27 protein-coding genes and 2 pseudogenes are annotated in these 25,680 nt (G+C 71.1%); 16 read left to right on the top strand and 13 right to left on the bottom strand.

Annotated elements, in window-relative coordinates:
- The first annotated feature begins 260 nt into the window (after positions 1 to 260).
- Entirely contained in the window at positions 261 to 638 is a 378-nt protein-coding gene (locus tag AC0666_RS33180) for a hypothetical protein (protein ID WP_468973457.1), read from the top strand.
- A gap of 174 nt (positions 639 to 812) precedes the next feature.
- Here the strand turns inward: AC0666_RS33180 and AC0666_RS33175 are convergent.
- The 4 genes and pseudogenes from AC0666_RS33175 to AC0666_RS33160 form a co-directional block, all read right to left on the bottom strand.
- A pseudogene (locus AC0666_RS33175) lies at positions 813 to 1,047 on the bottom strand (DUF4246 family protein); the annotation flags it as partial.
- Between the two features lie 165 nt (positions 1,048 to 1,212).
- Positions 1,213 to 2,067: a PEP/pyruvate-binding domain-containing protein gene (locus AC0666_RS33170; RefSeq protein WP_468973456.1), complete on the bottom strand. Its 855-nt coding sequence runs from the start codon at positions 2,065 to 2,067 to the stop codon at positions 1,213 to 1,215.
- Positions 2,064 to 3,689: a PEP-utilizing enzyme gene (locus tag AC0666_RS33165; RefSeq protein ID WP_478709023.1), complete on the bottom strand. Its 1,626-nt coding sequence runs from the start codon at positions 3,687 to 3,689 to the stop codon at positions 2,064 to 2,066. Before AC0666_RS33165 ends, AC0666_RS33170 begins: the two co-directional genes overlap by 4 nt.
- Before the next feature lie 99 nt (positions 3,690 to 3,788).
- Positions 3,789 to 4,412, bottom strand: a complete 624-nt coding sequence (locus tag AC0666_RS33160; RefSeq protein WP_478709022.1) for a TetR/AcrR family transcriptional regulator — start codon at positions 4,410 to 4,412, stop codon at positions 3,789 to 3,791.
- An 85-nt stretch (positions 4,413 to 4,497) separates the two neighbouring features.
- Here AC0666_RS33160 and AC0666_RS33155 point away from each other — a divergent pair, with 85 nt between their 5' ends.
- The 4 genes from AC0666_RS33155 (at position 4,498) to AC0666_RS33140 (ending at position 6,641) form a co-directional block, all read left to right on the top strand.
- Positions 4,498 to 4,905, top strand: a complete 408-nt coding sequence (locus tag AC0666_RS33155; protein ID WP_478709021.1) for a VOC family protein — start codon at positions 4,498 to 4,500, stop codon at positions 4,903 to 4,905.
- Positions 4,906 to 5,251: 346 nt separating this feature from the next.
- Entirely contained in the window at positions 5,252 to 5,656 is a 405-nt protein-coding gene (locus AC0666_RS33150) for a transposase (protein ID WP_478709020.1), read from the top strand.
- A complete protein-coding gene (locus AC0666_RS33145; protein WP_478709025.1) occupies positions 5,646 to 5,774 on the top strand; it encodes a hypothetical protein in 129 nt (42 codons plus the stop codon). Before AC0666_RS33150 ends, AC0666_RS33145 begins: the two co-directional genes overlap by 11 nt.
- A gap of 579 nt (positions 5,775 to 6,353) precedes the next feature.
- Positions 6,354 to 6,641 (top strand): chaplin, encoded by a 288-nt coding sequence (locus AC0666_RS33140; RefSeq protein ID WP_468973446.1) that lies wholly within the window; start codon positions 6,354 to 6,356, stop codon positions 6,639 to 6,641.
- A 479-nt stretch (positions 6,642 to 7,120) separates the two neighbouring features.
- Here AC0666_RS33140 and AC0666_RS33135 read toward each other — a convergent pair whose 3' ends face one another.
- The 3 genes from AC0666_RS33135 to AC0666_RS33125 all read right to left on the bottom strand — a co-directional run bounded on the left by AC0666_RS33135 (position 7,121) and on the right by AC0666_RS33125 (position 8,448).
- A complete protein-coding gene (locus tag AC0666_RS33135) occupies positions 7,121 to 7,795 on the bottom strand; it encodes an Lsr2 family DNA-binding protein (protein ID WP_478709019.1) in 675 nt (224 codons plus the stop codon).
- A gap of 207 nt (positions 7,796 to 8,002) precedes the next feature.
- Positions 8,003 to 8,212, bottom strand: coding sequence for a hypothetical protein (locus tag AC0666_RS33130; RefSeq protein WP_478709018.1), 210 nt, complete (start codon positions 8,210 to 8,212; stop codon positions 8,003 to 8,005).
- Between the two features lie 35 nt (positions 8,213 to 8,247).
- Entirely contained in the window at positions 8,248 to 8,448 is a 201-nt protein-coding gene (locus AC0666_RS33125; RefSeq protein WP_478709024.1) for an RHS repeat-associated core domain-containing protein, read from the bottom strand.
- A gap of 140 nt (positions 8,449 to 8,588) precedes the next feature.
- Between AC0666_RS33125 and AC0666_RS33120 the strand changes: the two genes are divergently transcribed.
- On the top strand, positions 8,589 to 9,047 hold the full coding sequence (locus AC0666_RS33120) for a hypothetical protein (RefSeq protein WP_478709017.1): 459 nt from the start codon (positions 8,589 to 8,591) through the stop codon (positions 9,045 to 9,047).
- Positions 9,048 to 9,299: 252 nt separating this feature from the next.
- On the opposite strand, the gene AC0666_RS33115 is transcribed toward AC0666_RS33120, so the two are convergent.
- Positions 9,300 to 9,860: a hypothetical protein gene (locus tag AC0666_RS33115; protein WP_468973436.1), complete on the bottom strand. Its 561-nt coding sequence runs from the start codon at positions 9,858 to 9,860 to the stop codon at positions 9,300 to 9,302.
- A gap of 92 nt (positions 9,861 to 9,952) precedes the next feature.
- Here AC0666_RS33115 and AC0666_RS33110 point away from each other — a divergent pair, with 92 nt between their 5' ends.
- From AC0666_RS33110 to AC0666_RS33100, 3 genes are all read left to right on the top strand, one after another.
- Entirely contained in the window at positions 9,953 to 10,516 is a 564-nt protein-coding gene (locus AC0666_RS33110) for a PadR family transcriptional regulator (protein ID WP_468973434.1), read from the top strand.
- Positions 10,517 to 11,193: 677 nt separating this feature from the next.
- A complete protein-coding gene (locus tag AC0666_RS33105; protein ID WP_478709016.1) occupies positions 11,194 to 11,424 on the top strand; it encodes a hypothetical protein in 231 nt (76 codons plus the stop codon).
- A 420-nt stretch (positions 11,425 to 11,844) separates the two neighbouring features.
- Positions 11,845 to 12,333, top strand: a complete 489-nt coding sequence (locus AC0666_RS33100; RefSeq protein WP_468973430.1) for an isochorismatase family protein — start codon at positions 11,845 to 11,847, stop codon at positions 12,331 to 12,333.
- Positions 12,334 to 12,432: 99 nt separating this feature from the next.
- Here the strand turns inward: AC0666_RS33100 and AC0666_RS33095 are convergent, their stop codons facing one another.
- From AC0666_RS33095 to AC0666_RS33085, 3 genes are read right to left on the bottom strand one after another with little or no spacing between them, the layout of a single operon-like run.
- On the bottom strand, positions 12,433 to 13,989 hold the full coding sequence (locus tag AC0666_RS33095; protein ID WP_468973429.1) for an FAD-dependent oxidoreductase: 1,557 nt from the start codon (positions 13,987 to 13,989) through the stop codon (positions 12,433 to 12,435).
- Entirely contained in the window at positions 13,986 to 14,705 is a 720-nt protein-coding gene (locus tag AC0666_RS33090; RefSeq protein WP_478709015.1) for a class I SAM-dependent methyltransferase, read from the bottom strand. The genes AC0666_RS33095 and AC0666_RS33090 overlap by 4 nt, the downstream gene beginning before the upstream one ends.
- A 55-nt stretch (positions 14,706 to 14,760) precedes the next feature.
- Positions 14,761 to 15,948: a lycopene cyclase family protein gene (locus AC0666_RS33085; protein ID WP_478709014.1), complete on the bottom strand. Its 1,188-nt coding sequence runs from the start codon at positions 15,946 to 15,948 to the stop codon at positions 14,761 to 14,763.
- 216 nt (positions 15,949 to 16,164) lie between these two features.
- On the opposite strand from AC0666_RS33085, the gene AC0666_RS33080 reads away from it, so the two are divergent.
- The 4 genes from AC0666_RS33080 to AC0666_RS33065 are packed head-to-tail and all read left to right on the top strand — an operon-like array spanning position 16,165 to position 21,036.
- Entirely contained in the window at positions 16,165 to 17,496 is a 1,332-nt protein-coding gene (locus AC0666_RS33080; RefSeq protein WP_478709013.1) for a polyprenyl synthetase family protein, read from the top strand.
- Positions 17,493 to 19,013, top strand: a complete 1,521-nt coding sequence (gene crtI, locus AC0666_RS33075) for a phytoene desaturase family protein (RefSeq protein WP_478709012.1) — start codon at positions 17,493 to 17,495, stop codon at positions 19,011 to 19,013. The genes AC0666_RS33080 and crtI overlap by 4 nt, the downstream gene beginning before the upstream one ends.
- Entirely contained in the window at positions 19,010 to 20,029 is a 1,020-nt protein-coding gene (locus tag AC0666_RS33070; protein ID WP_468973419.1) for a phytoene/squalene synthase family protein, read from the top strand. The genes crtI and AC0666_RS33070 overlap by 4 nt, the downstream gene beginning before the upstream one ends.
- Entirely contained in the window at positions 20,026 to 21,036 is a 1,011-nt protein-coding gene (locus tag AC0666_RS33065) for a DUF5914 domain-containing protein (protein WP_468973417.1), read from the top strand. The genes AC0666_RS33070 and AC0666_RS33065 overlap by 4 nt, the downstream gene beginning before the upstream one ends.
- Before the next feature lie 65 nt (positions 21,037 to 21,101).
- On the opposite strand, the gene AC0666_RS33060 is transcribed toward AC0666_RS33065, so the two are convergent.
- Positions 21,102 to 22,610 (bottom strand): DUF4246 domain-containing protein, encoded by a 1,509-nt coding sequence (locus AC0666_RS33060; RefSeq protein ID WP_478709011.1) that lies wholly within the window; start codon positions 22,608 to 22,610, stop codon positions 21,102 to 21,104.
- Between the two features lie 118 nt (positions 22,611 to 22,728).
- Between AC0666_RS33060 and AC0666_RS33055 the strand changes: the two are divergent.
- The 3 genes and pseudogenes from AC0666_RS33055 to AC0666_RS33045 all read left to right on the top strand — a co-directional run.
- Positions 22,729 to 23,085 (top strand): annotated as a pseudogene (locus AC0666_RS33055) (ATP-binding protein); the annotation flags it as partial.
- 23 nt (positions 23,086 to 23,108) lie between these two features.
- Complete coding sequence (locus tag AC0666_RS33050) at positions 23,109 to 23,342, top strand: hypothetical protein (protein WP_468973413.1); 234 nt, start codon at positions 23,109 to 23,111, stop codon at positions 23,340 to 23,342.
- Positions 23,343 to 23,488: 146 nt separating this feature from the next.
- Complete coding sequence (locus AC0666_RS33045) at positions 23,489 to 23,761, top strand: LuxR C-terminal-related transcriptional regulator (protein WP_468973411.1); 273 nt, start codon at positions 23,489 to 23,491, stop codon at positions 23,759 to 23,761.
- A gap of 456 nt (positions 23,762 to 24,217) precedes the next feature.
- Here the strand turns inward: AC0666_RS33045 and fabV are convergent, their stop codons facing one another.
- The gene (gene fabV, locus AC0666_RS33040) at positions 24,218 to 25,432 is read right to left on the bottom strand and encodes an enoyl-[acyl-carrier-protein] reductase FabV (RefSeq protein WP_468973410.1); all 1,215 of its coding nucleotides are present in this window, start codon (positions 25,430 to 25,432) and stop codon (positions 24,218 to 24,220) included.
- Positions 25,433 to 25,680 lie beyond the last annotated feature (248 nt).

Raw genomic sequence — 25,680 nt, 5'->3', positions numbered from 1 at the left:
GTGATCGGTGACGGTCCCCCAGGTCGCCGCCCCTCCTTACAATCGAACGAAGCTGTCACCCTCCGCGATCGCTCCCCAAGATCTGTGCCAGAACCTATTTCTCATGAACAAGCACGAGCGAGTTGATCACCAAACGCCGCTGAAACTCGTCGACAAACGCTGTCGCCGGAGAGGTTCTGGCACAACTTCTGTGGTGGCGAGCTGATGCCATACCCATCGGGGTGACCAGGTCAGATCAACCCTCGCGTAGCGTTCGACGCATGCACACCACCCTTGCGGAGCACGCGCGGTGCGTCTGGGGCGACGAGTACGGCCCGACGCCTGAGTGCGAAGCCCGAGAGCACCACTGGATGTACTTCACGGAAGAGCTGACCTTTGCCGATGCCGAGGCGATCCTCGCCATGTTGCGTGAGCTCTGCCCTCACTTGGTCGACGGCCTCCTGCCCGTGTGGGTCCGCAACCTCGCCTACCGGCTGATTCTGCTCCAGCGGCCCGACGACCCGGCGATGATGCGCGAGGCGGCCCTCAACCTTGAGGCACACGGCCCTTCCTGGGACGACATCGCCGAGGACCTCCGCGCCCGAGCGGACGCCCTTGACCCGGAGGGAGCCAGACCTTGGGGACAGGGTCCGGGGTAGGGGCGTAGCTGTGAGCCGTGGGGGCGTATTCACGTGCGCACGCATGACTGCGTGGGACCACCCCGCATCCCCCTGCGCCCGACCATCGGCCCGTCACCACAGAAGTTGAGCCCGGACCGCCGGAGATGAACAAAGCCGCCGCTGACGACCAACCGCTGCCACCACCCCACCCACTCACACGTAGAGCTGTTCGTTGTGTTCGTCGAGGAAGAACTGCCTCTCCTGCATGAGTACCTCGCCGTACGTCTTGGCCTGCCCAGCGTCATGGTCGAGGTGTCGGACCAGGTTGCTGCGGCGGCGCGTCGGAGGTCGAGACGATCCGCTCCGCCGGGCCGTCCAGGAAGAACGCGAGGATCTTGCGGTGTCCCGGGCGGGTGGGGTCTGCGAGCCGGGCTACTCGGGCCTGTCCGGGGTGAGGTGGACGGTGGTGAGCTTGACGATGACCTGGAGTCGGCGAGCGGTTGCACCGTCGATTGACCCTCTCTGGGTCGTGCCCCATCTGGGACGCCGCCGGCCTCTTCAACCACAAGCAGTCCATGATCGTCCCGAGCTGAGGTGGGCGGCTACGCAGAGGTCAGTGCGGGGGCACGGCCCCGGTCATCGGCCGGCGCTGGAGCAGACGGAGGCGGTCGGCGACGAAGGCCCACTCCAGGTCCTGTGTCCCGCCGAAGACCTGCTCACAGCGGGCGGTGAGTTCCCGCAGGCTCTCCAACCGCGTTTCGTCGAGGCAGAGTCGGTGGATTCGGTCGGCGGGGACCGGGACCTGGCTCGTTCCGCCGGCCGGCGCGGGCTCCACGGCCAGGTCCTTCCTGCCCGCCGTGCGCTCGATCACCCGGCCGTCGCGGCGGACCCGGTAGTGATCCGGTACGACCAGGCCGCTGACCACGGCTTCGCCCAGGCCCCAACTCGCCTCGATCACCAAGACATCGGAGCCGTCGAGTGGGTCTCGGGAGAACAGAACTCCGGCGCACTCGGGTACCACCAACTCCTGTACCACCACTGCCACTCGGGGCCGACCGGGCAGCCCGAGCCGCTCACGGTAGGCGAGCACGGCGGCCGAGTGCGCCGAATCTCTCACCATTCGGACCGCCTCGGTCAGCCCGTCCGGACCCCGTACGTTGAGGCAGGTGAGGTGCTGTCCGGCGAAGCTCGCCGCGGCCGAGTCCTCGCCCAGCGCGGATGAACGCACGGCCAGCCCGCCGCCCTGCAAGTCGGCGGTCGACACGTGCAGGGCGGCGAGCGCCTCGTCGTCGCCTGCTGCGACGGCGTCGACAAACAGCCATTCCAGGGCGATTCCTTCCGGTACCGGTAGACCCGCCCGGGCGGCGGCCGCGAGCTGCGAGGACTTGCCGCCGTACCGGCTCTCGTCGGTGGCCAGGCGGAGCGGCACGGGGGCGGACCACGTGCGCGGCGACAGCGGACCCGTCATCGGACCACCGCCGCCTCTCCGGCCCGGCCGTCGACCCGCACCCAGGCGCCGTCGGGTATCACCGCCGTGGCATCCGTGCAGCCGACGACGCCGGGGATGGCGAACTCCCGGGCGACGATGGCGGCGTGGGAGAGCGCCCCGCCGCGATCGGTGACGATCGCGCCGAGCAGTGGCAGGACGATGTTGAAGGCCGTGGTGGTCGCGTCGGTGACCAGGACGTCGCCTGGCTGGATGCGGTCGAACTCGGGCACGCCGCTGATCACCCGTGCCGTTCCCTCGTACACGCCCGGGCTCGCGCCGAGCCCGTGCACGGTCCGCCCCTCGGTCCGGGCCGCCGGGTTGGTGAACATGGCAAGGACGATGGCCCCGAGGGCGCGTTCCAGGCGTGCCGCGGCGGGCGGCAGCCAATCGGGCGGCAGCGGGTCGCCCGGCGGTGGACCCAGCATCGGCGGCGCGTCCGCGTACCGGGCGTGGTCGCGGTAGTGGGCCCGGGCGGCGAGTTCGGCGGCGTCGGGCCCGGAGCCCGTACGGACCAGGGCGCGCAGCTCGGCGTAGCCCGCCTCGGCCAGGTGGGCGGGTGCGTGGATCCGGCCCTGCTCGGTGAGGCGTCGGCCGGCCGCCAGGATGGCGCGCCGGGTGAGGCCGATGGCCGGCAGGTCCGCGCACGACCCACGCTCATCGCGCAGCCGGGAGACCAACCGCGCCTCGGCGAGCAGCTCGTCGAAGCGGGAGCGGTGCGGCGCGGGTACGGCGTCGCGAAGGTCGGCCGCCGCGTCGGCGCGCTGGTCGGCGCGGGCGTCCGCCTGGGGCCTCGTCGAGGAGGAGACCGCCGAGCGAATGGCCGCGAGCACGACGGCGGGCAACTCCGCCACGCAGGGGTCGCCCACGTCCTCGCCATTGACGGGGCGCCAGCCCGCCGTCTCCAGGTACTCGGCGAGGGCGGTACTCGTACGTCCCTCGACGGCCCCCAGCGCCGCCAGCAGCTCCTGGGGTCGCGCTGGGGAGGCGAGCAGCTCGCTCGCCCGGGGGTCCGCTGCTACGGCGGCGGCCAGCTCGGCCAATTCCTCCCGGTCCGCCAGCGGGTCGGGGCTCGATCCGGCCAGCGGGGCCAGGATCTCGCCGGTGGTGCGCCCGGTCCACTCCTGACAGTGTGCGAGCAAATCGCCCATCGGCAGCAGTGCCGGCATGTTGAACAGGTGGTGCAGGTAGCCGGCTCGGCGCTGGTGCTCCCGGCACCGGTCGAGGTACGCGAGCAGACTGCCGGTATCGAGGAGACCGGGCTCGACCTGCTGTAGTTCGCGCCGCTCGCGCTGGAGCCCGGGTCTGACCTCCTCGTCCCAGCGGCGCAGGTCCTCGCGCCACAGCTTGCGCTCGAAGACGGTCGCGCTGGTCGCGAGCCTGGCGCGGATCTCGGGATGATCGGCGGCAAGGCGTTCCCAGACTTCTCTCGGCGGGTGGTCCGTGGCGTCCGGCGGGGCTCCCAGCGGCTGGGGATGGTAGTAGCAGAAACCGTTGACGAAGGCCCAGTCCAGCCGTTCGAGCAGCGACCCGTACCGGCGGAGGCTCTCTCCGAAGCCGCGGTGCAGCTCCTCGATGAAGATGTCGGCGTGGAACCTGGTCACCGGGCGGGTGAAGTGGGTCGGGTCCAGGAACCATGTACCTGGCCCCGGTGGAGCGAAAGTGCGTTCCGTGGCGATGCTCATGGCTCTCCTCCTCGCCGGTCATCTGCCCGGGTGGCGTAGCGGGCCGTCCGGATCTCGCCGCAGCTCGTCTGTGAGCACCCGCACCGCCCAGGCGGCGGCTTTGCCGGCCTCCGCCCCGTCGAGCCCTGCCTGCAGCCGCATGGCCTGCCAGGCCGGGGCGCTCACCAGCAGGTACACCACGGCGACCGCGCGGCGGCGGGCTACCGGGTCGGCCTCCGCCGTGAGCTCGGCCAGCGCCGCCTCCACCGAGTGGAACCGGTGCCTGCGGCCCTGCTCCCGCAGCGGCCGGGCCGCCTTGGAGTTCAGCATGGCGAGGATCAGTGGCGCGTGCTCGTCGTACGAGCGGTAGAGCTCCGGCGCCACGCGGCGCAGCCCGTCCAAGGTGTCCGGGTAGGACTGCATGAGCACGTGCAGATTCTCCTGGGCCCACCCGCCCCAGGCCGCGAAGAGCGCCTCCCTGGTCGGGAAGTGCCGGTAGACGGTGCGGATGGCGACGCCTGCGCGCTCCGCCACGAGCGGGATGGTCAGCTCCTCGACGCTTTCGTCGGCGATGGCCTCGGTGAGCGCGGCGAGGATCAGCTGCCGGGTCTGCTCAAGCTGCCCGGCACGCAGCGGACTCTCGTACGCGCGCTTCTCTTTCATGGCACGTTGACAGTACTCTAATTCACGCTAAACTGTCAAGAAACGGTATAAATCTTCCCCCGAGGGGGGATGGGGGCCGAGAGAGATGCTGGATGGACATCCGGTTCTCACCCTCCTGCCTGCCGCCGATCTGGACCGGGCCGGGGGCTTCCACCACGATCTCCTGGGCCTCACGCCGGCCCAGGAGATCAGCAGCGCCCTGACGTACGAGTCGGGCGGCAGCCATTTCATGCTCACCACCCGCTACGGCAAGAGCGACGGGGGGGGGACCCAGGCATCCTGGGTGGTCGACGACATCGATGCCGAGGTTGCGGCCCTCAAGTCGCGTGACGTCACCTTCGAGGAGTACGACCTGCCGGGCTACCGAACGGCTGACGGCGTCTGCCGGGTCGAGGGCGTGGGCCGCGCCGGGTACGTCAAGGACAGCGAGGGGAACCTGCTCGGTCTGGTCCAGTTCGGCGGACCGCCTCGGTTCTCCGGCGGTCCCTATTGAAGTGGAGGTCGAGTGTGTCCCTACCGGTCCACTACTCGAGGATCACCTGCGATGTGCCGGTTGGGTTTCAGAAGCCGCATCTCAACCGATCTTGGAACCTGCAGGTCGAACCGGGCTCCAGGTCGGGTGATGTTCCGGTTGTACGCGCATGAAGGCAGGGCCTGTTGGTAGCTCTGGGGTGCGAACCAATCCGAGCAGCACCAGGAGGCCCTGTTGTCGCTGCCGCACTCGCCCGCGCCCGTTGACTTCAACTTGCCGGTCGTGTCGTGCGCTTGTCTCGTGTACGTGTACGTGTACGGGAACGCGGCCGATCATCCGGACCGGGAACGCCTGAATTTCTCGGACAATGACGGACGCAGGGTGGGCGGCTGTACGCCCGCTGCTCCCGGGGCCGCCTGGCTTCAGGGGCGGGGTGGGTGCGCAGCCCGAGGGCCACTGCCACCGGCAGATGCTCCACGCGATCCGCTACCTGGTCGCGGGCGGGGTTTCCTGGCGGGCGATGCCTGCGGACTTCCCTGCCTGGGGTCAGGTCTATGCCTTCTTCAGCCGGTGGCGCGAGCACGGGCTGATCGTGGAGTTCCACGACCGGCTGCGTGGGAAGGGCGGTGGGCGCGAGGGCCGGGAGGTGGAACCGAGCGCGGGGATCATCGACGCGCAGTCGGTGCGGGTCGCCGCGTCGGTGCCGGCCGCCTCACGCGGCTACGACGGCGACCAAGAAAGTCCCGGGCCGCAAGCGGCACATCATCACTGACACCCTCGGCCTGCTCCTGGTCGTCGCCGTGACCGCCGCGAACGTCGGTGATCGCGACGCGGCCGTTCCTCTGCTTCAGCGACTGCGATCGCTGCACCGGGAGATCACCCTCCTCTGAGCTGACGGCAGCTGCACCGGCGGCCTCATCGGCTGGGCGAAGGAGAAACTCGCACTCATGCTGGACGTCACCAAACACCCCGACGGCATAGCGGCACCACCGTGCCTCGGTTCCCCGCCACAACGCCACAGCCGCGATGACCCCCTGCGGTGCACCCGTTTGCCGACGGCGGACGCCCCGGCACAGGGCCGGCGGTCAAAGCGGTGAGCTCGGGTTCCTCCGCCCGGGGAGTCGGGCCGAACGGGCCCGCCGGCCGACGGGCCCCGGGGCTGCCGCGGGGTAGCGCACGCCGCAGCATGCGAGACGTCGAATTGCAGCCGCGCCCCGACAGCCGGGCCAACGCGTACCCCGTACCGTGCTCGCCGCTACTCCGCCCGAACCAGCCCTGAATCCCACAGCAGCACATCAGATCAGCGCAACAGGCAGTGAGCGGAGACGTGCGAGAGCGGACGGTTCGACAGCCGCACCGGTGTCAGGTCACTGATTCGGCCCAATGCCCGTAACGGGCGGGCGGCTAGGGCGGTTATGGGGTATATCGTCCTGCTGTATCCCGGCAATTGTGTGTTCAAGGAGATTTCGATGTCACGTATCGCCAAGGCCGTAGCCGTTACCGCCGCCGCCGGCGCCATCCTGGCAGGCGGGGCCGGCATGGCCGCCGCCGACGCCACCGCCGAGGGCGCAGCCATCGGCTCCCCCGGCGTCCTGTCCGGCAACGTCGTCCAGGCCCCCATCCACATCCCCGTCAACATCTGCGGCAACACCGTCAACATCGTCGGCCTCCTCAACCCCGCCTTCGGCAACGTGTGCATCAACGACGGCGGGCACAAGGACGGCCACTACAAGGGCGAGCAGCACGGCGAGTACTGACAACCCCAGGCTCTGGACCCAGCGCACCAGCACGTCCAGCGTCATCTGAACCAGCCGTCGCGCATACCGCTTGTACAGATCGGCCTCCCCTCATCCTCCAAGGGGAGGCCGATCTCATGACGAGATCCAGGGCGGTGCAGCCAGCCGAGCCAGGCCGCGGGCAGGAGGTTCTGAACCAGCCCGTCACCCGTACGCAAGCCGGGCCTCCTTCTCTCCGGCACCAGCCCCCAATCCGCTACTCCCCCGACGCAGCCCTCCGCTGCGCGCCGGGGGGGCCTGCGGCGCTGCGCCGGGCGCCCTGGCGGCCAGCACAGCACTGATCACCTCTGTCACCGGCGCGGTGGGGGCCTTGGCGCTGGGATGTGCGGTCCCAGTGCGTCATGCCGCAGGAGGCGGCACCCGAACGCATCCCGGCGACGCGCAGCGGAAAGACGGGGACGATGTCGTCGCTTTCTGACCGCCAACCATGCACGAGTTCGTCAGCTGTGAGCGCGTTCCCACGCTGCGCGGACCTCGGGGGGGATGCACCCGTGGGGAGGGACGCTGTAGCCGTTGGCCAGGGCCCATGCCCGGATGGCGGCGGTGTCCACGGGAGGCTGGTCCGGCGCGGTTTCCGCCTTCCACAGGTCCGGCTGCGAAGGAGTGAAGGACAGGCCTGCCGCGAGGAGGTCGCGGGGGAACTGGGGGACCTTGGTCTGGCCGCTGAGTACGGAGGTGAGGAAGTCGACGAGAGTTCCGTCAAAGGTGAACCACTGCCGACCTCGGGCTGCGTTGACCGCGATCCGCCAGCGGTCAAGTTCCTGAAGGGGTTCGGTGATCCAGAAAAGGTGTTCGCCGTTGTCGGTGGCACCGATGGTGAAGAGGCGCTCCGGGTGATACGGGACGGGGTAGGTGCCCTCGTCGTAGTCCTTGCGCAGGTAGGCGCGGATCCTGGCGGGCATGGGGCCGGTGAGGCTGACGTACTCGGTCTGTCCATGGGGGTGGTGGATGTGGATGTAGTTGTTGAACGCGCCTGGGCCGTATTGCTCGGCGAGCTGCTTGTAGTCGGTGGGGAGGGTCATGCTCAGGGTGGATTCGACGTGTTCCCAGGCGATGTGCATGGCCGGGCGGGGGGGGGGCGGGCAGAGCCGGTTGAGGGTGCTGAGGGCGGTCACGGGTTTCCTCGGCGGCGTCGGTGCTGGGCGGCATGATCGGGGTTGGGGAAGTCGGTGTCCAGGTGGAATCCGTTTCTGCCGCCGGCCTGCATGTAGATGTGTGCGGCACGGAGTCCGCCAGGTCGTCTGTGCACTCCAGGTAGACGCTGTACTGGACAGTCTGGCCTGCTATTCCCTGCCTCGGATCGCCGGCGACCGCGTTGTAGATCAGTTGCTGGAGGTCTCGCATGAGTTCGTCGGGTTCTGGGTAACCGTGAACAGGTCGTCCAGCGTGTCGCCGGATCCGCCGAGCATTCTGGCAAGCATGTGGCCACGGGCCTGGTTGTGGTCAGTGCCGCGGACGAAGCCCGGCGGACTGAGCTGGTTTCTTGCGTGAGTTCCCTCGTTGAGCACGTCGCGCGTCACTGTGGCGTGCATCTCGAAGGGTCGCCCGTGCTCATCGCGTACCAAGGTTACTTTCGGGCCCCATGTGGGTCTGCGTCGCAGCCGGCCAGGCCAGGGGGTCCCAAAGGGTGAACGGGTCGGGTACATAGCTGTAGTGGTTGAGTTGCGGGGGCGAGGCCGAGAGGATCGGGGCTGATGTACCGGCCCGTGGCCGGGTCGTAGTACCGGTTGACGTTGTAATGGAAGAAGATCTGGCCTGGGTATCGCAGTGGGGTAAAGGCGCTTGCGTCCCGGTTCCACTGAGTGGCGCCCCACGTCGTGCTGCGCGCGCGCCAGGCGACTGATCCGTCAGGGGCGTGCGTGTCGGCATCAGCAGACAGCGCGGGCAGCCGGGGCGATCACCGCGGTGGTGGACGAGGGGGACGTCCACGGTGTCCACAGGCCCTGGTGGAGCTGGCACGGCAGTTGGCCGAGGAAGCGGGGCCGTTCAAGGAGTTCGACCGAGCCGCCGATCAATACCGTCGGGCAGGAGGCAGCCGCCGAGCCCATGCCGCTGGAGGGGGCCGACGTAGCGGAAGGCGGGCCATCGGTCTCCAGCCGGCTGGTGTCGCAGGCCGCGCTGGGTGCCGTGTCGCTGATCCCCGGAGCCGGAGTGGTGACCGCCATGACGAACCCGGACACTGCTGCCCAGGGGCTGGATCGTCTACGCGCCGGGGCGCGTGGCCGTGGGCGGCGCTCACGCGGCGGCGATGTGGCCGGGGTCAATCGCGCGTTCGTCTCCGAGCTGGGCCGGCTGTGCGAGCGGTACCCCTGGGTGGTGCTCTTCCTCGACACGTGGGAGCAGGTGGCTCCGAGAGGGCCGCAGTGACCCTGCACCGGGTGTCGGCCACGGGGCATTCCCCGGGACGTTCCCCGTCTGAGGCGCACCGTCGGCGGCTTCGGCCTGTCGAGCCGGTCCCTACCGACCGCGGCCGTAGACCACGACGGGGACCAATTCCATCGCCGAAGGAACTTGCCGGAGGCGGGTTCGGCAGGTTTGGGCGCCGTTGCGCAGATGCAGGCCGGTCGATGGCGGCGCGCGCTCACCGGAGTCCGGCGGGCCGCCTAGAGCCGGGGGTACTCATCGGGCAACGGCCTGAGCCTTGGCCTGCGCGGCGGCGACGTAGCGGACCGTGAAGAGCATCGGAACGACGAACCCGGCTGCCTGGACCAGCGTCGCGGACGTCGAGTGGCCCTGGCCGGCATGCGCGAGGACCGCGAGCGCGGCGGCGGTGACCGCGAAGGCCGCGGTCCACACAGCGGTGATCACGGCGTTGATCCGGATGAACGGCTTCGTGCCCCAGACCTCACGTGGGGTCGTGCGCTTGGCGATGCCCAGGGTGAACGGCCGACCCACGAGCAGCGAGCCTGCGGCGATGAGGGCCAGGGTGGCCGAGGAGAGGGCTGCCGAGTAGGCGTGCACGCCCGAGGCAGGGTCACTGAAGGCGATGCCCGTCAAGGCGGCGAAGAAGACCGCCGAGCCGATCTCGATGATCAGCGCGTCGTACCCGGCCCCGGCCCGGCGCTGCTGGAGGGTCACCGCCACCGCGGCCACGAGACCGGCGAGCGCGCCCCATTGCCACTGCGCGGTCGGGAAGACGGCGAAGACGATCCACGGAAGGAAGGTGCGTACGTACGACATTGGATGACCCCCGAGTAACATTCCTGTTTTGACAGGTCAAAAGTAGAAGGTCCGCGAGTGACATGTCAAGGATGGAAGGTAGGATGAGAGGCATGAGCCTTCGACACGCCCTCCTCGGACTCCTGTCAGAACGCCCGGCCAGCGGGTACGACCTGCTGAAGCGCTTCGAGACCTCGCTCGCCAACGTCTGGCCCGCGACCCAGAGCCAGTTGTACTCAGAGCTGTCCAAGCTCGCCGCGAGCGGACTGATCAGCGTCTCGGCGGAGGGCCCGCGCGGACGCAAGGAGTACACCCTCAGCGACGAGGGGCTGGCCGAACTGCGCAGCTGGCTCACCGAGACCAAGCCGCAGCGCAATACCCGCAGCGACCTGCTGCTGCGGGTGTTCTTCCTCGGCGTACTCCCCCCGGAGCGGGCGCGGGGCTACCTTGACGAGCTGGCGAACATGTCCGAGCAGGAGTACGAGGACCTGCGCCGACTGGAACAGTCCATCGAGTGGGGCGACGACACCCTGTCGGTCCACGGCCGGATTGCCCTGGAGTACGGCCTGCGCTTCAACACCATGCGCCGCGACTGGGCCCATTGGGCAGCCGAGCGGATCCACGAGCTCGATGGTGGTGTCGCCGAGGGTTCAGCCGCCGATGCAGGCGAGGCGTGACCGGCGGCCCCACCGTCGGTCGCCGCTGCGCCCGCCCGGATCGGCGGGATGCTCCAGGGCGCGACCGACGCCCCCGCCGCGGCCCCCAACAGCGTAGCGGCGCCGTTCGCCGGCATCCCGACAGCACCCACCATGGTCAACACCCCCCTACGTGCGCATGCACGACGGCACGGTCTGCCAGAGCCGACTCAGATCCGCGTGGATGACGGCTTCCCCGCGTGGCGCGCTTCGCGCGGGCGCCGTCTCGCCCGCCACGTCCGCAACCTTGGCGGGGTCGAGGTCGGTGACCACCACCGTGGCGCCCTCGGCGGCTGGAGGAGCTGAGCATCATCTGGGGCATTGCGCGGCGGCCCGGCCGCGGAGCAGCTTCTCAGCGCCGGCAGGACGAGTGATGCCCTGGCCGCCCTTCTGCGAGACAGGTTCCCGGGGAAGGAAGGCTGCTTCATCGTGGAAGCCCGTCGCGTCCGTGGCGAGCGCCCGGGTCATGCCCGGCACGGCGCGGCCCTGGGCAGTGCTGTCATCCCGCACTGCCCCGTCGGTTCGCCCTGTGCAACCGGCGGCCGTGCACCCGCGTCGGAGATTCCAATCGTTTTGTTGGTGATCGGCGTGCCCGTCCTCACGGCGGCCATGACCGGCGCGGTGTTCGTGCGCGTCGGCGTCACCGCTCCCTGCGCCCGATGCAGAAGGCGGTCGTCTGCTGCCAGCTGGCGCTGGCCGGATCCGGAATCGCGGTTCTCGCCTTCGGGTGGGGGCGCATGACGGGCTTCAGCGTCCCTGACCCCTATGTGCAATGCAACGGGATGGGGCTCGACCGGGAAGCCCCGCAGCGGTACCTGGTGACGAAGTCAGTGTTCCCGGTGTCCATCGTCTGCTCCGACAGTCCGGACGGCAGAAACGGAGACGAGTAGGTACCGGGCTGGGTGAACCCGACCGTCGTCACGGCCTCCGGGGTGGGCATCGCAGCCCTGGCGGCGACCCCTCCGCACGGGCTCCTCGGCGCCGGCAACGAGGTACAGGAAGCGATCCTGAACCAGAGCCCCGCGCAAGGCCGGGGAACAAGCTCAGCGCCGCGATCCGCCAGACAGTGTGGGCGGTACGGACCGCCCGCATCGTGTCCACCTCCGGCCGGACTCGTGATCTGGGCCTCGGGGAAGACGGCGGGCAAAGCCCTCCCGCACCGGGTGTGCCGCCACACCCCTCCCGCGGCACGGGAGCCGGGGGTGCTGGCGTAGGCGCACCTCAATCCGACCATCCTCACCGCAGAGCCACGTGGATACCGGTGCACCGAACGGCCGCGCTCGCCCCCGCAGAGCCCTACGATCATGGCCATGACCGCTGCCTTGATCCTCATCGACCTCATGCCGCGCATTATCGGGCTCCCGCTCGCACCGCACTCCGGTGACGAAGTGCTCGCGCGCTGCCGTGCGTTGGCCAGGTCTTTCCGGGCTAATGGTCAGCCGGTGGTGCTGGTCCGGGTGGACCGCCCGAACGTCGCCCAGCAGCCGCCCGGCAGCGGCTTCGCCGACGGCCTGGTCCAGGGCGGCGACATCGTGCTGGTCAAGCGCACCATCGGAGCGTTCTACGGCACCGATCTGGACGAGCAGCTGCGCGAACTCGGTGTGGACACCGTGGTGCTCGCCGGCCTGGTCACCACGATGGGTGTCGAATCCACCGCACGGGCCGCGGCCGACCACGGCTACCGGCTGGAGTTTGTCGCCGACGCAATGTCCGGCCTGGCCGCGGACGAGCACGAGTTCACCGTAGAGCGCACCTTCCCCCGTTTCGGCGAGGTACGGAACACCGCCGACTACATCTGACACCGGCTCCCCCGCGGTCGGCCGTACGATCGCGCTGCGCTCGAAATTCCCCGGCAGACCTGCGGGCACCTGGCCCGTCGGCCGGCGGGCTGCGGTCGGTCAGCGGGCCGCCCACGCGGCCGCCTTCCGCAGTACGGCGGAACGGCCGCGCTCGGGTACCGTCCACAGGGTCTGCCCGCGTACGCCCCAGCGCTCCAGCAGGGCGTTCGCGGCCAGGAAGCCGGTGGTGGCCGCCCTTTCCATCAGCGCGACCGGGAGGTCGGTGCGGACGACGTCACCGGCCACCACGAGGTGCGGATCGCAGGTGCGGACAGTGGGGCGGTCGACGTAGCCGCCCACGGGGAACAACGGACAGTCCTCCCGCCATTCGTGACGTTCGTCGACGACCGTGGCGGCGCGGGTCTCCGGATACACGCGGTGGAGCTGTTCGACGAGTCGTCGCTGCTCGGCGGTGCGCGGAGCGCGCGCATCGACGGCGTAGGCGTGGAGTTCCACGACGGATCCCCCGGTGCGGGCCGCCCATCGTGCCGCCTCGTCCTCCCAGCGGTCCAGCACACTGATGTTGTCGAGACCGCCGAAACCGCTGGTCCCCAGGAATCCGGGACGGTCGGCGGCGACGGGCCGGTCCAGCCATAGCCGGGTGACCAGGAACGGCGGGGCGGAGCGCAGGCGCGCCACGCGCTGCCGCCACGCAGGGTCGCCCAGCCGCTCCGAGCGGACGGCCAGGGACCGCAGACCGGCGGGGTCCAGGGCGAGGACCACGGCGTCGTACCGGCGTTCGTCGTGGTCCCCCGCGACCTCGAACCCGCCGTCGCAGGCGGGTGCGACGTGCTCGACGGGACTGCCGGTGCGCACCTCGGCGCCGTGCCGCTCCAGGTATCCGGCCAGGGGACTCCAGAGCGCCGCCGGGAAGGGCGAGCGGGGCACGTCGAAGAGCAGGCCCTCGGCGGAGCCGAGGAAGTAGATGTGGAACATCAGTGCCATCTCGGCCGCGGACAGCTGCCGCGGGTCGGCGAAGAAGCTCCGGGAGAACACCTCGAACGCCAGGTGGCGGGCCCGTTCCGGGAACCGGACGGCCTCCAGGAAGTCGTAGGCGCTGATGTCGTCGAGGCGGTGGTACACGTCGGGCACGCGGACGTCGAGCAGCGGCAGCGCCGGTACCGGGTCCATGGCGCGCAGATCCCGCAGCCGAAAGGACGGGCTGAGCGCGACGAAGCCCAGCGCACTCCACGGTGGGGTGCGCGGCACGCGCCGGAAGCTGTCGCGCAGCCCGTCCGCGTGCTGCAGCGGATAGTCGGGGAGTGCGGCCAGCCCGGCCAGGGCGGGGTCTGTGCGGCGCAGCAGGCCCCGCAGGTTGTAGTACTGCCGGAAGAACGCGTGGAAGCCGCGGCTCATCGTCACGGTGCTGCCGTCGCGCAGCCGGGTCGGCCAGCCGCCCGCCCGCCCGCCGAGGTGGCGCTCGCGCTCGTACAGCGTCACCGCCACGCCCCGTTCGGCCAGCGCGGTGGCGGCGGCGAGCCCGGCGATGCCGCCGCCGATCACGGCGGCCGTGCGCCGGCCGGCGGCGTGAGGGGCTCCCTGCCGGCCCCGCAGGACGCGGGCCCGGCGGTCCCGGCCACGGCGCGCGGCGGACCGGTGGCGGGCGGGGCCTGTCATCGGGGGTCCTCCGGGCGCGAGGTCACGAAGGTGTGGGTGATGCCCGTCTGCCAGCCCGGCAGGGGCAGGACGCGGACCGGCCCGAAGCCGGCGTCGCGGATCCGGCCGGCGAACCGGTCGGCCGGATCGAACTGGACGACGCTGCGCCACAGGTGGCGGTACAGCGGTCCGTCCCCCAGCAGGGTGGCGGCGGGCTGGACGATACCGCGGCACACCACCGTCCACACCGCCCGGTCGGCGCGGCGGCCGCTGAGGCTGTACTCGTGCACCCCGAGCCGCCCGCCCGGTCGCAGTACGGTGCGGACGGCACCGAGGACGGCGTCGGGGTCGGAGAGATTGCGGAAGAGGTAGGCGGCGAACACCGCGTCGAACGGCCCGTCGACGCCCGCGTCCGTCAGGCGCTCGGCCGGCGCGTGGACGAAGCGCACACCGCCCGACCACGGCTTGCCGGCGGCCCTCGCCAGCATGCCCGCCGAGGCATCGACGGCCGTGACGTCGGCGGCCGGGAGGACGGACCGGATGGCAGCCGTCGAGGCTCCGGTACCGCAGCCGAGGTCCAGCACGCGCAGCCCCTGCCCGCGCCCGGGCAGGCCGAGGCGGCGCACCGAGCGCCGCAGGTGCGCGTGGTAGCCGGGGTTCGCGGCCACCAGCGCGTCGTAACTGCGGGACGCGTGGTCGAACGCGGCGGCGAGGTCCTCGTCGCGCAGCAGGGTCATACGGTCTCCATGGACTGGTGAGGTCGGGTCGGGGACGAAGGAGTCGGCGAACGGGTCAGTTGGAGGGGCGGCGCGGCAGTCGGGGCAGCTCAAGGGCGGTGCGCAGCATGGGCCCGACCGGGGCGTGCCGGCCGACGGAAAGGTCCTCGAACAGGCTCGTGCGCCCGTCGAGGAAGCGCAGCAGCCGGACCGTCGGGACACGTGCGAACAACCGGCAGAACAGCTCGGGACCGTCGACCCGACCGCTGTCCAGGGCGCGCAGGAGTACCGAGTCCATGGCGCGGGCCCGCACGGAGTGGGCGGCCGGAGGCACCGGCCTGCGGTTCTGCCGCAGCGCGGCGGCGACCGCCCGCGTCTGGCGCTGGATTCCGGCGAAGGTGTAGCCGGTGGATGGGCGGGTCGCGCCGCCGGCGGCACCGATCCGGAACACCGACGCGCCGACCGGTCGCGGCATGGGAGCGTCCGTCATGGGGATCACGCCCGTCTCGGTCGCGAAGATCTCCATGTCACCGAGGGACAGTACGTCTGCGGCGTAGTGCCGTAGCGCCGCCTCGTAACCGCTCGCCGTCAGGGGGCGCCGGGAGAACTGCGTGTACTCCACGAGGGCTTCGCGCGGGCCGGTGGGCAGGACGTAACCGAAGGAGAGACCGTCAGCGGGCTGTGGTGTCCGGAAGTCCATCAGTTCGGCGGCCCCGCGGTCGAAGACGGGCCGGGCCGTACGGACGAACCAGCCGTGGAAGTGCTGCAGCAAAGTGGTTCGGGCGGCCGGGAGACGGCCGAGGGGACGCGTGTCGAACACCCAGCGGGCCTCCAGGGCGCGGCGGTGGCCGTCGGACGCGGTCATCAGTACCCGTGCCCCCGAGTGGACCTCCTCCACGGTGTCCACGGTCGCCTCCAGGCGCCGGACGTTGGGGCTGCGCGCGAGGTCCCGGGTGACCAGGGACTCGAAGTCGTCGGAGCGGATCATCTTGTACCGCAGCGGCGCGATGTCCCCCTCGATCGAGGGGCCGGCGCCCGGCCGTACCCGCAGGTGGCGCCATTGTGCTCGGACCGCGGCGTCGAAGCGGCCGCGGCAGGGCTCCCAGAAGCACCACGTGCGCGGGGCCGGGCGCAGCGGGCCGGGCGGAGCATCGACGAGGATCACGGACGGAGTACGGGCCCCGGCCACGTGTCCGATCAGCCGGTGGGCCAGGGACAGTCCGGCGGCTCCCGCCCCGATGATCAGTACGTCCGCCTTCGGCACGGCCACTCCCTCCATCCGCGTCTGCGTGCGCCCACACCAGCAGTTCCCGCCTTCGAGTGGATTCGGATGCGGTCATCAGCTGCCGTCACCTCATCGGGCGCGTCCGCATGGTGGCATTTCCACGCGTTTCAGGAATCCGCCTGGAACCGCATCCGCATCACGGGAAGGGAGCGAAGAGGCTGCGGAGCAGTCGATGCCACGACGAGAGGAACCGGGATGCGCCCCACGCAGGCGAAGGACCACCCCGCGGTCACGCCGTCACCCGTCTCCCGCCTGGTAGCCCCCTCGGGGTCCTCGGCGTGCCGCAGTCGGCCGGGACGAGCCGTCGCCGGTGCGGCGCCCGACGCGGGTGCACCTGAGGGCCCCGTCATCTCGGAGGTCGATCTCGACGCCGTCGATGCGGACGTACCCGCCGCGGTCGGGCAGGTGCTGGAGGAGATCCTCGCCGACCGGCTCACCCGGGCCGGTGCACTGGACGCCCTGTTCGCCGGTGAACTGGCCACGCATGTCGCGCACTTCACCCGGGAGGGCGGCAAGCGCACCCGGTCGCAGCTCGTCTGGTGGTCGGTGCGCGCCTGCGGCGGGGGCGACGAGCCGACGGCCGCGGCGGCCCTGCGCATCGGGGCGGCACTCGAACTGCTCCAGACCTGCGCCCTGGTCCACGACGACGTGATGGACGGCTCGCCCGTGCGACGCGGCCGTCCGGCGCTGCACGCCGAGGTGCGCGACCGGTACAGCGGTGCCGCGTCACCGGCCCGCGCCACACGTTTCGGGGAGGCGGCCGCAGTCCTGGCCGGGGATCTGGCGCTCACATGGGCGGACGACGTGGTGGCCGAGACGGCGCTCGACCCGTGGACGGCGACGAGGGTGCGCGGGCTGTGGAGCGACATGCGCACCGAGATGGTGGCGGGCCAGTTCCTCGACCTTCAGGGCCAGCTGACCGGTGCGCGTTCCCGGTCGCAGGCGCTGCGCGCCGCCCGACTCAAGAGCGCGTCGTACTCGGTCGCACGGCCCCTCGCGCTGGGCGCAGCGGTGGCGGGCGCGGACGGCCGCACCCTGCGGGCGCTGTGCTCGGCGGGGCGCTGCGTGGGCATGGCCTTCCAGCTGCGCGACGACCTCGACGACGTCTTCGGTGATCCCGCGTACACCGGCAAGAGCTGCGGCGGGGACATCCGCGAGGGAAAGCCGACCTATCTGGCCGCGCTGGCGGTGGGGCGCGCCGAGGCCACGGGCGACGGGCCTGCCCTGGCCGTGCTGGAACGGGCGCTGGGTGACGCGTACCTGACTCCGGCCGGACTGGATGAGGTGCGGGACGTCCTGGTGCGTACGGGCGCCCGTGCGGCGGTCGAGAGGAAGATCGACCGCCTGTCGGCCCAGGGCCTGCGGCACTTCGACGGCGTCCCGCTCGACGCTGACGCCGCGGGCCGCCTGCGCGGGCTGCTGATCGCGGCGACGGCTTCCCGGGCCGCGCACGCCCCGCCGGCCCGCTCACATGCCGCGCCCGCTACGGCCCCGGTGGTCTTCGACGCGCCGGGGGCCCGGCGATGACCCGTACAGTGAGCGGCCGTACGGACCACGTGGTGGTCATCGGGGCGGGCCTGGCCGGCCTGTCCGCCGCACTCCACCTGCTGGGTTCCGGGCACCGGGTCACCGTCGTCGAACGGGACGGCCTTCCCGGCGGACGGGCGGGACGCCTGCATCTGAACGGCTACCGGATCGACACCGGACCGACGGTGCTGACCATGCCCGATCTCGCCGACGAAGCCTTCACGGCGGTCGGTGACAGCCTGTACCGGCGGGTGGAACTGGTCCCACTGCACCCCGCCTACCGGGCCTCGTTCGCCGACGGCAGCACGCTGGACGTGCACACGGACGGCGAGGCGATGGCCGCTGAGGTCGAGCGCTTCGCGGGGGCCCGTGAGGCGGCGGGCTACCGGCGGCTGCGTGCCTGGCTGGGGCAGCTCTACCGGGCCCAGATGCGCCACTTCATCGACGCCAACTTCGATTCCCCCCTCGACCTGCTGACCGGTGACCTCGCCCGGCTGGCGGCGCTCGGCGGTTTCGGGCGGCTGGACCGGCGCATCGGCGGCTTCCTCAAGGACGAGCGGTTGCAGCGGGTCTTCTCCTTCCAGGCCCTGTACGCGGGCGTGCCTCCGGCCCGAGCGCTCGCCGCTTACGCGGTCATCGCCTACATGGACACGGTCGCCGGGGTGTACTTCCCGCGCGGCGGCATGCACGCGTTGCCGCAGGCCATGGCGGACGCCGCCGGCGACGCGGGCGCCGAGCTGCGGTTCGGCGAGCGGGTGACTCGGTTGGAACGGTCGGGCGAGCGGATCACCGCCGTCGTCACCGCAGAGGACCGCATCCCCTGCGACGCGGTGGTCCTCACGCCGGACCTGCCCGTCACCTACCGGCTCCTCGGCCGCCGGCCCCGTCGGCCGATACGGTTGCGGCACTCCCCCTCCGCCGTGGTACTGCACGCGGGCACGAACCGCACCTGGCCCCAGCTGGCCCACCACACGATCTCGTTCGGCGCCGCCTGGCGGACCACGTTCGACGAACTCACCCGGCAAGGCCGACTGATGAGCGACCCTTCCCTGCTCATCACCCGGCCCACGGCAACCGATCCCGCTCTCGCCCCACCCGGCCGCCATCTGCACTACGTCCTCGCGCCCTGCCCCAACACCGAGATCGGGCCACAGGGTGCCGCCTGGGGCGAGCTCGGCCCGCGCTACCGGGCCGGCCTGCTGCGCGAGCTGGAGCGGCGCGGCCTCGACGGCATCGAGGCCGCGATCGAGGACGAGTTCCTCGTCACCCCGGCGGACTGGCTGGGCCAAGGGCATGCGGCGGGCACCCCGTTCTCGGCGGCGCACACGTTCCTGCAGACGGGGCCGTTCCGCCCCCGCAACCTGGTCCGGGGCACACAGAACGCCGTCCTGGCCGGCTGCGGCACCACCCCCGGCGTGGGCGTGCCGACCGCCCTCGTGTCGGGGAAGCTGGCGGCAGCCCGGATCACCGGCGGTGCCCGGCGTCCGTCCGCCCGAACCGAGAGGGCGGCCCGATGACCGGACGCGAACTCGACGCCGCGGGCATCACCGACCCGGTGCTGCGAGCGGCGTACCGCCACTGCCGTGAGCTCAACGCGGCGCACGGAAAGACGTACTTCCTGGCCACCCGCCTGCTGCCGGCCGAACGCAGACCGGCGGTCCACGCGCTGTACGGGTTCGCCCGGTGGGCCGACGACATCGTCGACTCCACCGGTCCCGGTGCGGAGGACGGCGGCCTGCGCGGTGCGCGACTGGCAGCGCTCCGGCGGCGTCTGGACAGCGGGCTGCGGGAGGGGGACGGCGAGGAACCGGTGGTACGGGCCCTCGCCGACACCGCCCGCCGGTACGCCATCGAGCACAGACATTTCCATGACTTCATGACGGCGATGCGGTCCGACCTGGTGGTGACGGACTACCCCACCTACGCCGACCTGCGCGGCTACACCCACGGCTCGGCCGCCGTGATCGGTCTGCAGATGCTGCCGGTGCTGGGCACGGTGGTGCCGCGCGAGGAGGCCGAGCCGCACGCGGCGGCCCTCGGTGTGGCCTTCCAGTTGACCAATTTCCTGCGGGACGTCGGCGAGGACCTCGACCGCGGAAGGGTGTACCTGCCGGCCGACCTGCTGGCCGGGCACGGAGTCGACCGGGAGCTGTTGCGCCGGTGCCGGGACACGGGCCGCCAGGACCACCGGGTCCTCGCCGCCCTGCGGGAGTTCGAAGCACTCACCCGCCGCGTCTACCAGGAGGCGCGGCCCGGACTCGCCATGCTCGATCCGGCGTCCCGGCCCTGCATCCGGACCGCGTACATCCTGTACGGGAGCATCCTCGACGCCGTCGCCCGGGGCGGTTATGCCGTGCTGCACCGCCGTGCCGTGGTGCCGCGCCGGGAGCGTGCGACGGTCGCGGCAGACGGGCTGGTCCGGGTGGTGGCGGCCAGACTGCGCCACCGGAGCCGGTCCGCAACCGAGCGCACGGCGACGCGCCCGGCGCCGTCCGCCACCCCGGCCCGAGTGGTCTCCGAGGAGGTCAAGTGAACCCCGAACCGTCCCCACGACGCGCCCGTCTGCCCCTGTCGCTGCGCCGCAGGCCCGTGCCGTGGGAGCGGCAGCGTCCCACCTGGCGAGCCGCCAAACCGGTCCTCATCGCGGAGGCGCTGAAGCGCGCCCAGTCCCGGCCGTCCGGGAACTGGTACGTCGCGGGGGGCTCCGCCGCGCTGCGCGACGACCGTCCCCTGGCCCGGACGATCGGGGGCCGTGAGGTGGTCGCCTGGCGCGGCGACGACGGACGGCTGCTCGCCGGACCGGGTGTCTGCCCTCACTTGGGGGCGCCCCTGGCGGACAGTCCGGTCCGGTGCGGGACGCTGGTGTGCCACTGGCACGGACTCGCCCTCGACGGGTCCTCGTTCGCGGGCTGGGAGCCGTTCCCCGCCTTCGACGACGGCGTCCTCGTCTGGGTACGGCTCGACGAAGTCGGCGGGGAGGAGCCCTTGGACGCCCCCGTCGTACCGGTGCGCCCGGCTCCCTCGCGCGGGGTGACGGCCGTATACGAAGGCACAGGGGTGTGCGAACCCGAGGACGTCATGGCCAATCGTCTGGATCCGTGGCACGGGGCGTGGCTGCACCCGTACTCGTTCGTCGACTTGACGGTGGTCGGCTCGCCCGACAAGGACGACCCCGACGACCGCTTCACGGTCGACGTCTCCTTCAAGGCGGCCGGGCGGCTGGTGGTGCCGGTGCGAGCGGTTTTCACCGCGCCCGAGCCGCGTACCGTCGTCATGCGCATCACCGAGGGGGAAGGCGTGGGCTCCGTGGTGGAGACCCACGCGACCCCGCTCGGGCCGGACGAACGGAACCGTCCCCGCACGGCGGTGACCGAGGTCGTGAGGGCCACCTCCGACCGCCCGGGCTTCGCGTTCGTGCGCCGGGCCGCCCCACTCCTGCGCCCGGTGATGCGCGCAGCGGCGGCCCGGCTGTGGCGGGACGACCTGGCCTACGCCGAACGCCGCTGGCAGCTGCGTTCGGCAGGCAGGTTCCCGGGATGACTCCACACTGCACACCACTCGACCGACCTGCACGACGACACCTGACCGGGTCCCCCACCCGCGGTTCAGTGCTCGCAGAGGGAGAACTCCCGCTCGTAGAGCTGCTCGTTGTGTTCGTCGACGAAGAACTTCCTTTCCTTCATGAGTTCTTCGCGGTACGTCTTGGCCTGCTCCATCGTCATGGTCGAGGTGTCGGACCAGGGCTGCTGTGGTGGCACGTCGGAGGTCGAGACGATCCGCTCCGCCGGGTCGACCAGGAAGAACGCGAGGATCTTGCGGTGTCCCGGGCGGGTGGGGTCCGCGAGGCGGAACGCGTCCACGCGGTGCTGCAGGACGTTGGGGAACGCCAGGCAGCGGCCCGCAGGGGTCGCTACCGAGCCCAGCACCTGGTTCAGCGCGTCTTCGTCCTCAAGGCCGTAGACCTCGCGCAGCCCGGCGTCGTCGTTCTGTTCGTAGTGCGGGTCGTCGAGTGCGGCCCGGAATCCCAGCCGGCTCTCGGTGATGTTCTCGCTGCCCCAGTAGTAGATGCCGGTCGAGACGATCCGCTCGTTCAGCATCCCCTCGACGTGCCACGAACCCCCACGGTACTCGGGCTTGTCCGGGGTGAGGTGGACGGTGGCGAGCTTGACGATGACCTGGAGTCGGCGGCCGCGCAGGTCGACCCGGGCGGATGCGTCGGGCAGTGCGGGCGGGCTGAAGGCGGGGGCGTCCGGGACGATCGGGCGGCGGTTCTCCCACCAGGCCTCATAGGCCTCGTCCCACGCGGCGCGGGCATCCAGGTAAGCCGCGTTGTCACTGTAGGACGACTGGCGCGGATACTCCGGTTCCGAGTCGTACCAGCCGTAGGGATCGGCCTCGATCCGCAAGGGCCGCGGGTGCCGCAGATCGGTGAGCACGTTCTCGAACAGCGGGAGCAGGCGGGCGAACACGTCCGGCAGGACGGAGGCCAGTGCGCGATGCTCCTCGGGGTGGACGTTGTTGACGTACGAGCGGAAGGCGACGGCGCCGTCGTCACTGACGTCGACGTCCGTGGGCAGCCACTGGAACCTCTGCGAGAACTCGTACTTCGCGTAGTGGTTCGCCGGGTTCTGCCAGGCCCGCTCCGGCCCTCCGCTCACCCCCCGCACCAGACAGAACAGTGAGGGGTGCACGAGATCCAGCACCTGACCCTCGGATCCGGGATGCCAGTCCCGCTCCGCTTCGGGGACCTCTTCCAGAACCCGCACCGCCCCCCGCAACCGGGACCCGAGCTGCTCGTCGACGAGGGTGTCCGACTGCCATACCCCGTCGACCGCGGACACCTCGATGCCGGTCCGCGCGTCCCGCAGCGCGGCGTAGTGCCCCAGCTCGGCGAGCACGTAGCGCACCTGCGCTTCGGTCAGGCCCTGCGCCACCGCTTCCTGCGTCCACCTGGCGACGATGTCGGCGTCGTTCATCTTTTCGAACCACGCGGGCTTGGCGCGCAGGTGCGAGCTGCACTGCATCATCTGCAGTTCCCGCAGCGTCCGGGGCGTCGCGAACGCCGGGGAACGGGAGCTCTGGAAGGGCAACGGGAAGGCGGACAGGCCGGTCACTACTGGTGGTCCTCACGGTCGGTGTGCGGTGCCGGGAAGGATAGCCCGCCCCACTGACACCACAGCCGCGGCCCCCGGGCGGGACGACCGTCGCGGTCACCCCGCCGCCCGGAGGCGGGACACCGTGGGGCTGACCAAGACCATCGCCCGCTACGGCCGCGTCGACCTCCTCTGCATCGACGAACTCGGCTCCAGGGAAGTCGACCGCCGCGGCGCCGAACTCCTCTTCCAGGCCCTGACCGAACGCGAGGAGAAGAACAGCGTCGCCATCGCCTCCAACACGTCCTTCTCTGGCGGGACCAAGACCTTCACCGACCCCCGCCTCTGCGCGGCCATCGTCGACCGGCTCACCTTCGGCGGCAACTTCATTTTACGCTGCAGGCGTCCGGGCACCTCGACCCGGAGGACGTGCCCGACGGCACCCCATGACCCCTGCTCCCACGGCGGGATGGCCGAGAAGTTACGAGGCGGGTGAGTTGCGGAGGTAGAAATATGATCATGAATGCACCAGAACCTGACCAGTCGCACCGGTCGCCCGCGTTCTACCTCGCGGCAGGCATTGCAGCCGGTCTCCTCGGAATCGTCCTCGTGGTCATCACCACGTGGGGCCTGCTGCCCATCGCGGGCGACAACACGCTCCTGAGGCACGGGCCGCAGTTGGCCGGCATCGCTTTGATCGTCCAGGGCGCCTACTGGGTCGCCAAGTCCCGGTCGCGGGAGGCCACGTCCTGACCGGCGCACCGGACACCGGCGCCGGACCTGCACGCCACTGACCAGGCGTCCCTCGTCCGGCACATCGCACCGAACCGAGCCCTCGGCTCACCAGTCCCCAGGGGCAGAACCGCCAGATCTCCGCCCCTGGCGTAGACAGGGGGAACGTGCACACCGAAGACCGCCCCACACCCAGCAGGATGGCCGCCCTCGCCGAGGTCGGACGCCTCACCACCCGCGAGCAGGAGGTCTTCCTCCTCCTCGCCGACGGCCCCACCAACGGCGAGATCGCCGACAGTCTCTTCATCACCGAACGCACGGCCCGCGCCCACATCGTGAGCATCCTGGCCAAGCTGGGCCTGTGCTCACGGCTGAAGGCCTGCCTGGCCGCCGCGGCCTACACCCAGGCCACCACCCCCACCCTCGCGGAAGCCGGCTGACCGCCGGCGCTCCGCCCCTGTCAGGGGCCTGAGCCGCCCGGGCGCTCAGGCCCCTGAGGCGCGCAGCAGAGCCCCCTCGCCCGGGCTGCCGCGCCGAGACGAAAGGTCCGGACCGGCCCGCTGAACCCCCGCGCGGGGCGGCCGCTTTTTCGGCCGTTCTGCCGCCTGCCACAACGGGAACCTGCTCGCGGCGGCCGCGTCGCGCTCGAAGGCGAGCGTACGGCCACAAGGGGGCAGTGAGCTCGGCGGGACGGCCGGCGGCGTCGTAGGTTCGCGTGGTCGGATGTGGCGCGCCTCTCGCCGTTCGTCCGGCACCACATCAACCTGCTCGGGCGGTACTCATTCCAGCTCCCGGACCTGCCCGGCGGGATGCGGCCCCTGCGCGACAAGGACGCTGCCGATGAGGGGTGAGGTCGCTCCGTGGCGCCTTCCCCCTGGTGCTTCTCCGGACGCGGGTCAGGGGGTGTGGTTGGGCCAGGGAACGTCGGTGGCGACCGGCGCTGTGTAGTCGATGCCGGGCACGGAGAATCCGTAGAGGCGTCGGACCTCAGCGCGGAACCAGTCGAGATCGGCCAGGTCGGCGATGGTCGCCGTGGTAGCGGTCTCCCAGCGTTCTGCGACGGCCGCCTGGACATCGTCGGTCAGTTCGAAGGTGTCCAGGCGGATACGGCCCTCCTCGTCCAAGGCGAGCGGGGCGGCGCCGGTGAGCTGGTCCCACAAGGCGGCGAGCTGGCGGATCGGAGGGACGAGGTCCTCTCCGAGGACGCCGCGCAACAGGCCGGTGTACAGGGCGATGCCAGGGATCGCGGTGGAGGACTGGGTGACGGCGGCGCCGTTGACGGAGGTCACGGCCCGCCCGCCCACTGTCTTGTGGAGCCGCTCGTTCAGGGTGCGGGCGGTGGCCTCCAGATGGCCTTTGGCCGCGCCGATGGTGCCCTGCCGGTAGATAGCCGCCGTCAACGACGAGCCTATGTAGGACAGCGCGGCAGTGGAGAACTTGTCGGCAAGCAGTCCCCGCGCGGCAAGGTGGTCGATCCAGCGTTCCCAGTCCGCACCGCCCATCACGGCCACGGTCTGCTCCACGTCGTCGCCCTCGGCCGGTTCGGTCTCCACCTCGCGGACCTCGGGAACCCCCTCGGCGTCGAAGACGAGGGTCTTGGTGCGGTTCGCCTGGCCGATCGGCTTGAGGACCGAGGCGTAGGTGGTACCGGTGTCGGGGTCGGTTCGCCGGGGCGCGGCCACCGAGTAGATCAGGTAGTCCAGTCGACCGCCGAAACGCTGCTCGATGAGGTCGGCGACCTGATCTTTCATCGAGTCGGAGAACGCGTCGCCGTTGAGGAAGACCAGGTCCCGCCCGGCGGTGCGGGCGATGTCGGCGGTGGCTGCGGTCCGATACCAGCCAGCCGTCGCGGTACGCCGCACGGTGGGGGCTTTCTCGAAGGACACCGCGATACCACGGATACCGGCGCGCTTGAGTCCGGCAAGCGTGGCCGCGAGGCCGTATCCGGCGGAGGAGCCGATGACCAGCGCGACCGGCCCGTCGCTCTCCGGCACGCCGGCGGGCGCGGGGCATGCCTGCCACGTGTCGGCCACCAGCTGCCGGCAGCCCTCCGGGTGGGAGTCGAGGAAGAGGAAGCCCCGGTTGCGGGGGGTGAGAATACGCTCGCTCACGATGACAGTCCTTGGGTCGGCCGGGAACGGACGCGGCGACCAGCTCGGCCGACCACGCCCTGCAAGTCTGCGTCTGCTTCCCCGCACACGGTGGTCCCGCCAAGAACAATGATCATGGTCCGGTCTTGGAGTGTTCCACCACTTCCAGTCGAGCCAGAGGCAGCCCTGACCTGCTGGGCATCACCGTTCAGGGCTTCGGACGGCGCCCATGCGGTCGGTGTCACTGGTGCGCACCCCATCGGCTCGTT

The sequence above is a fragment of the Streptomyces sp. NPDC043680 genome, from assembly GCF_056436685.1.
The sequence above is the reverse complement of the archived record's forward strand: the minus strand, read 5'-3'. Positions and strand labels throughout refer to the sequence as shown.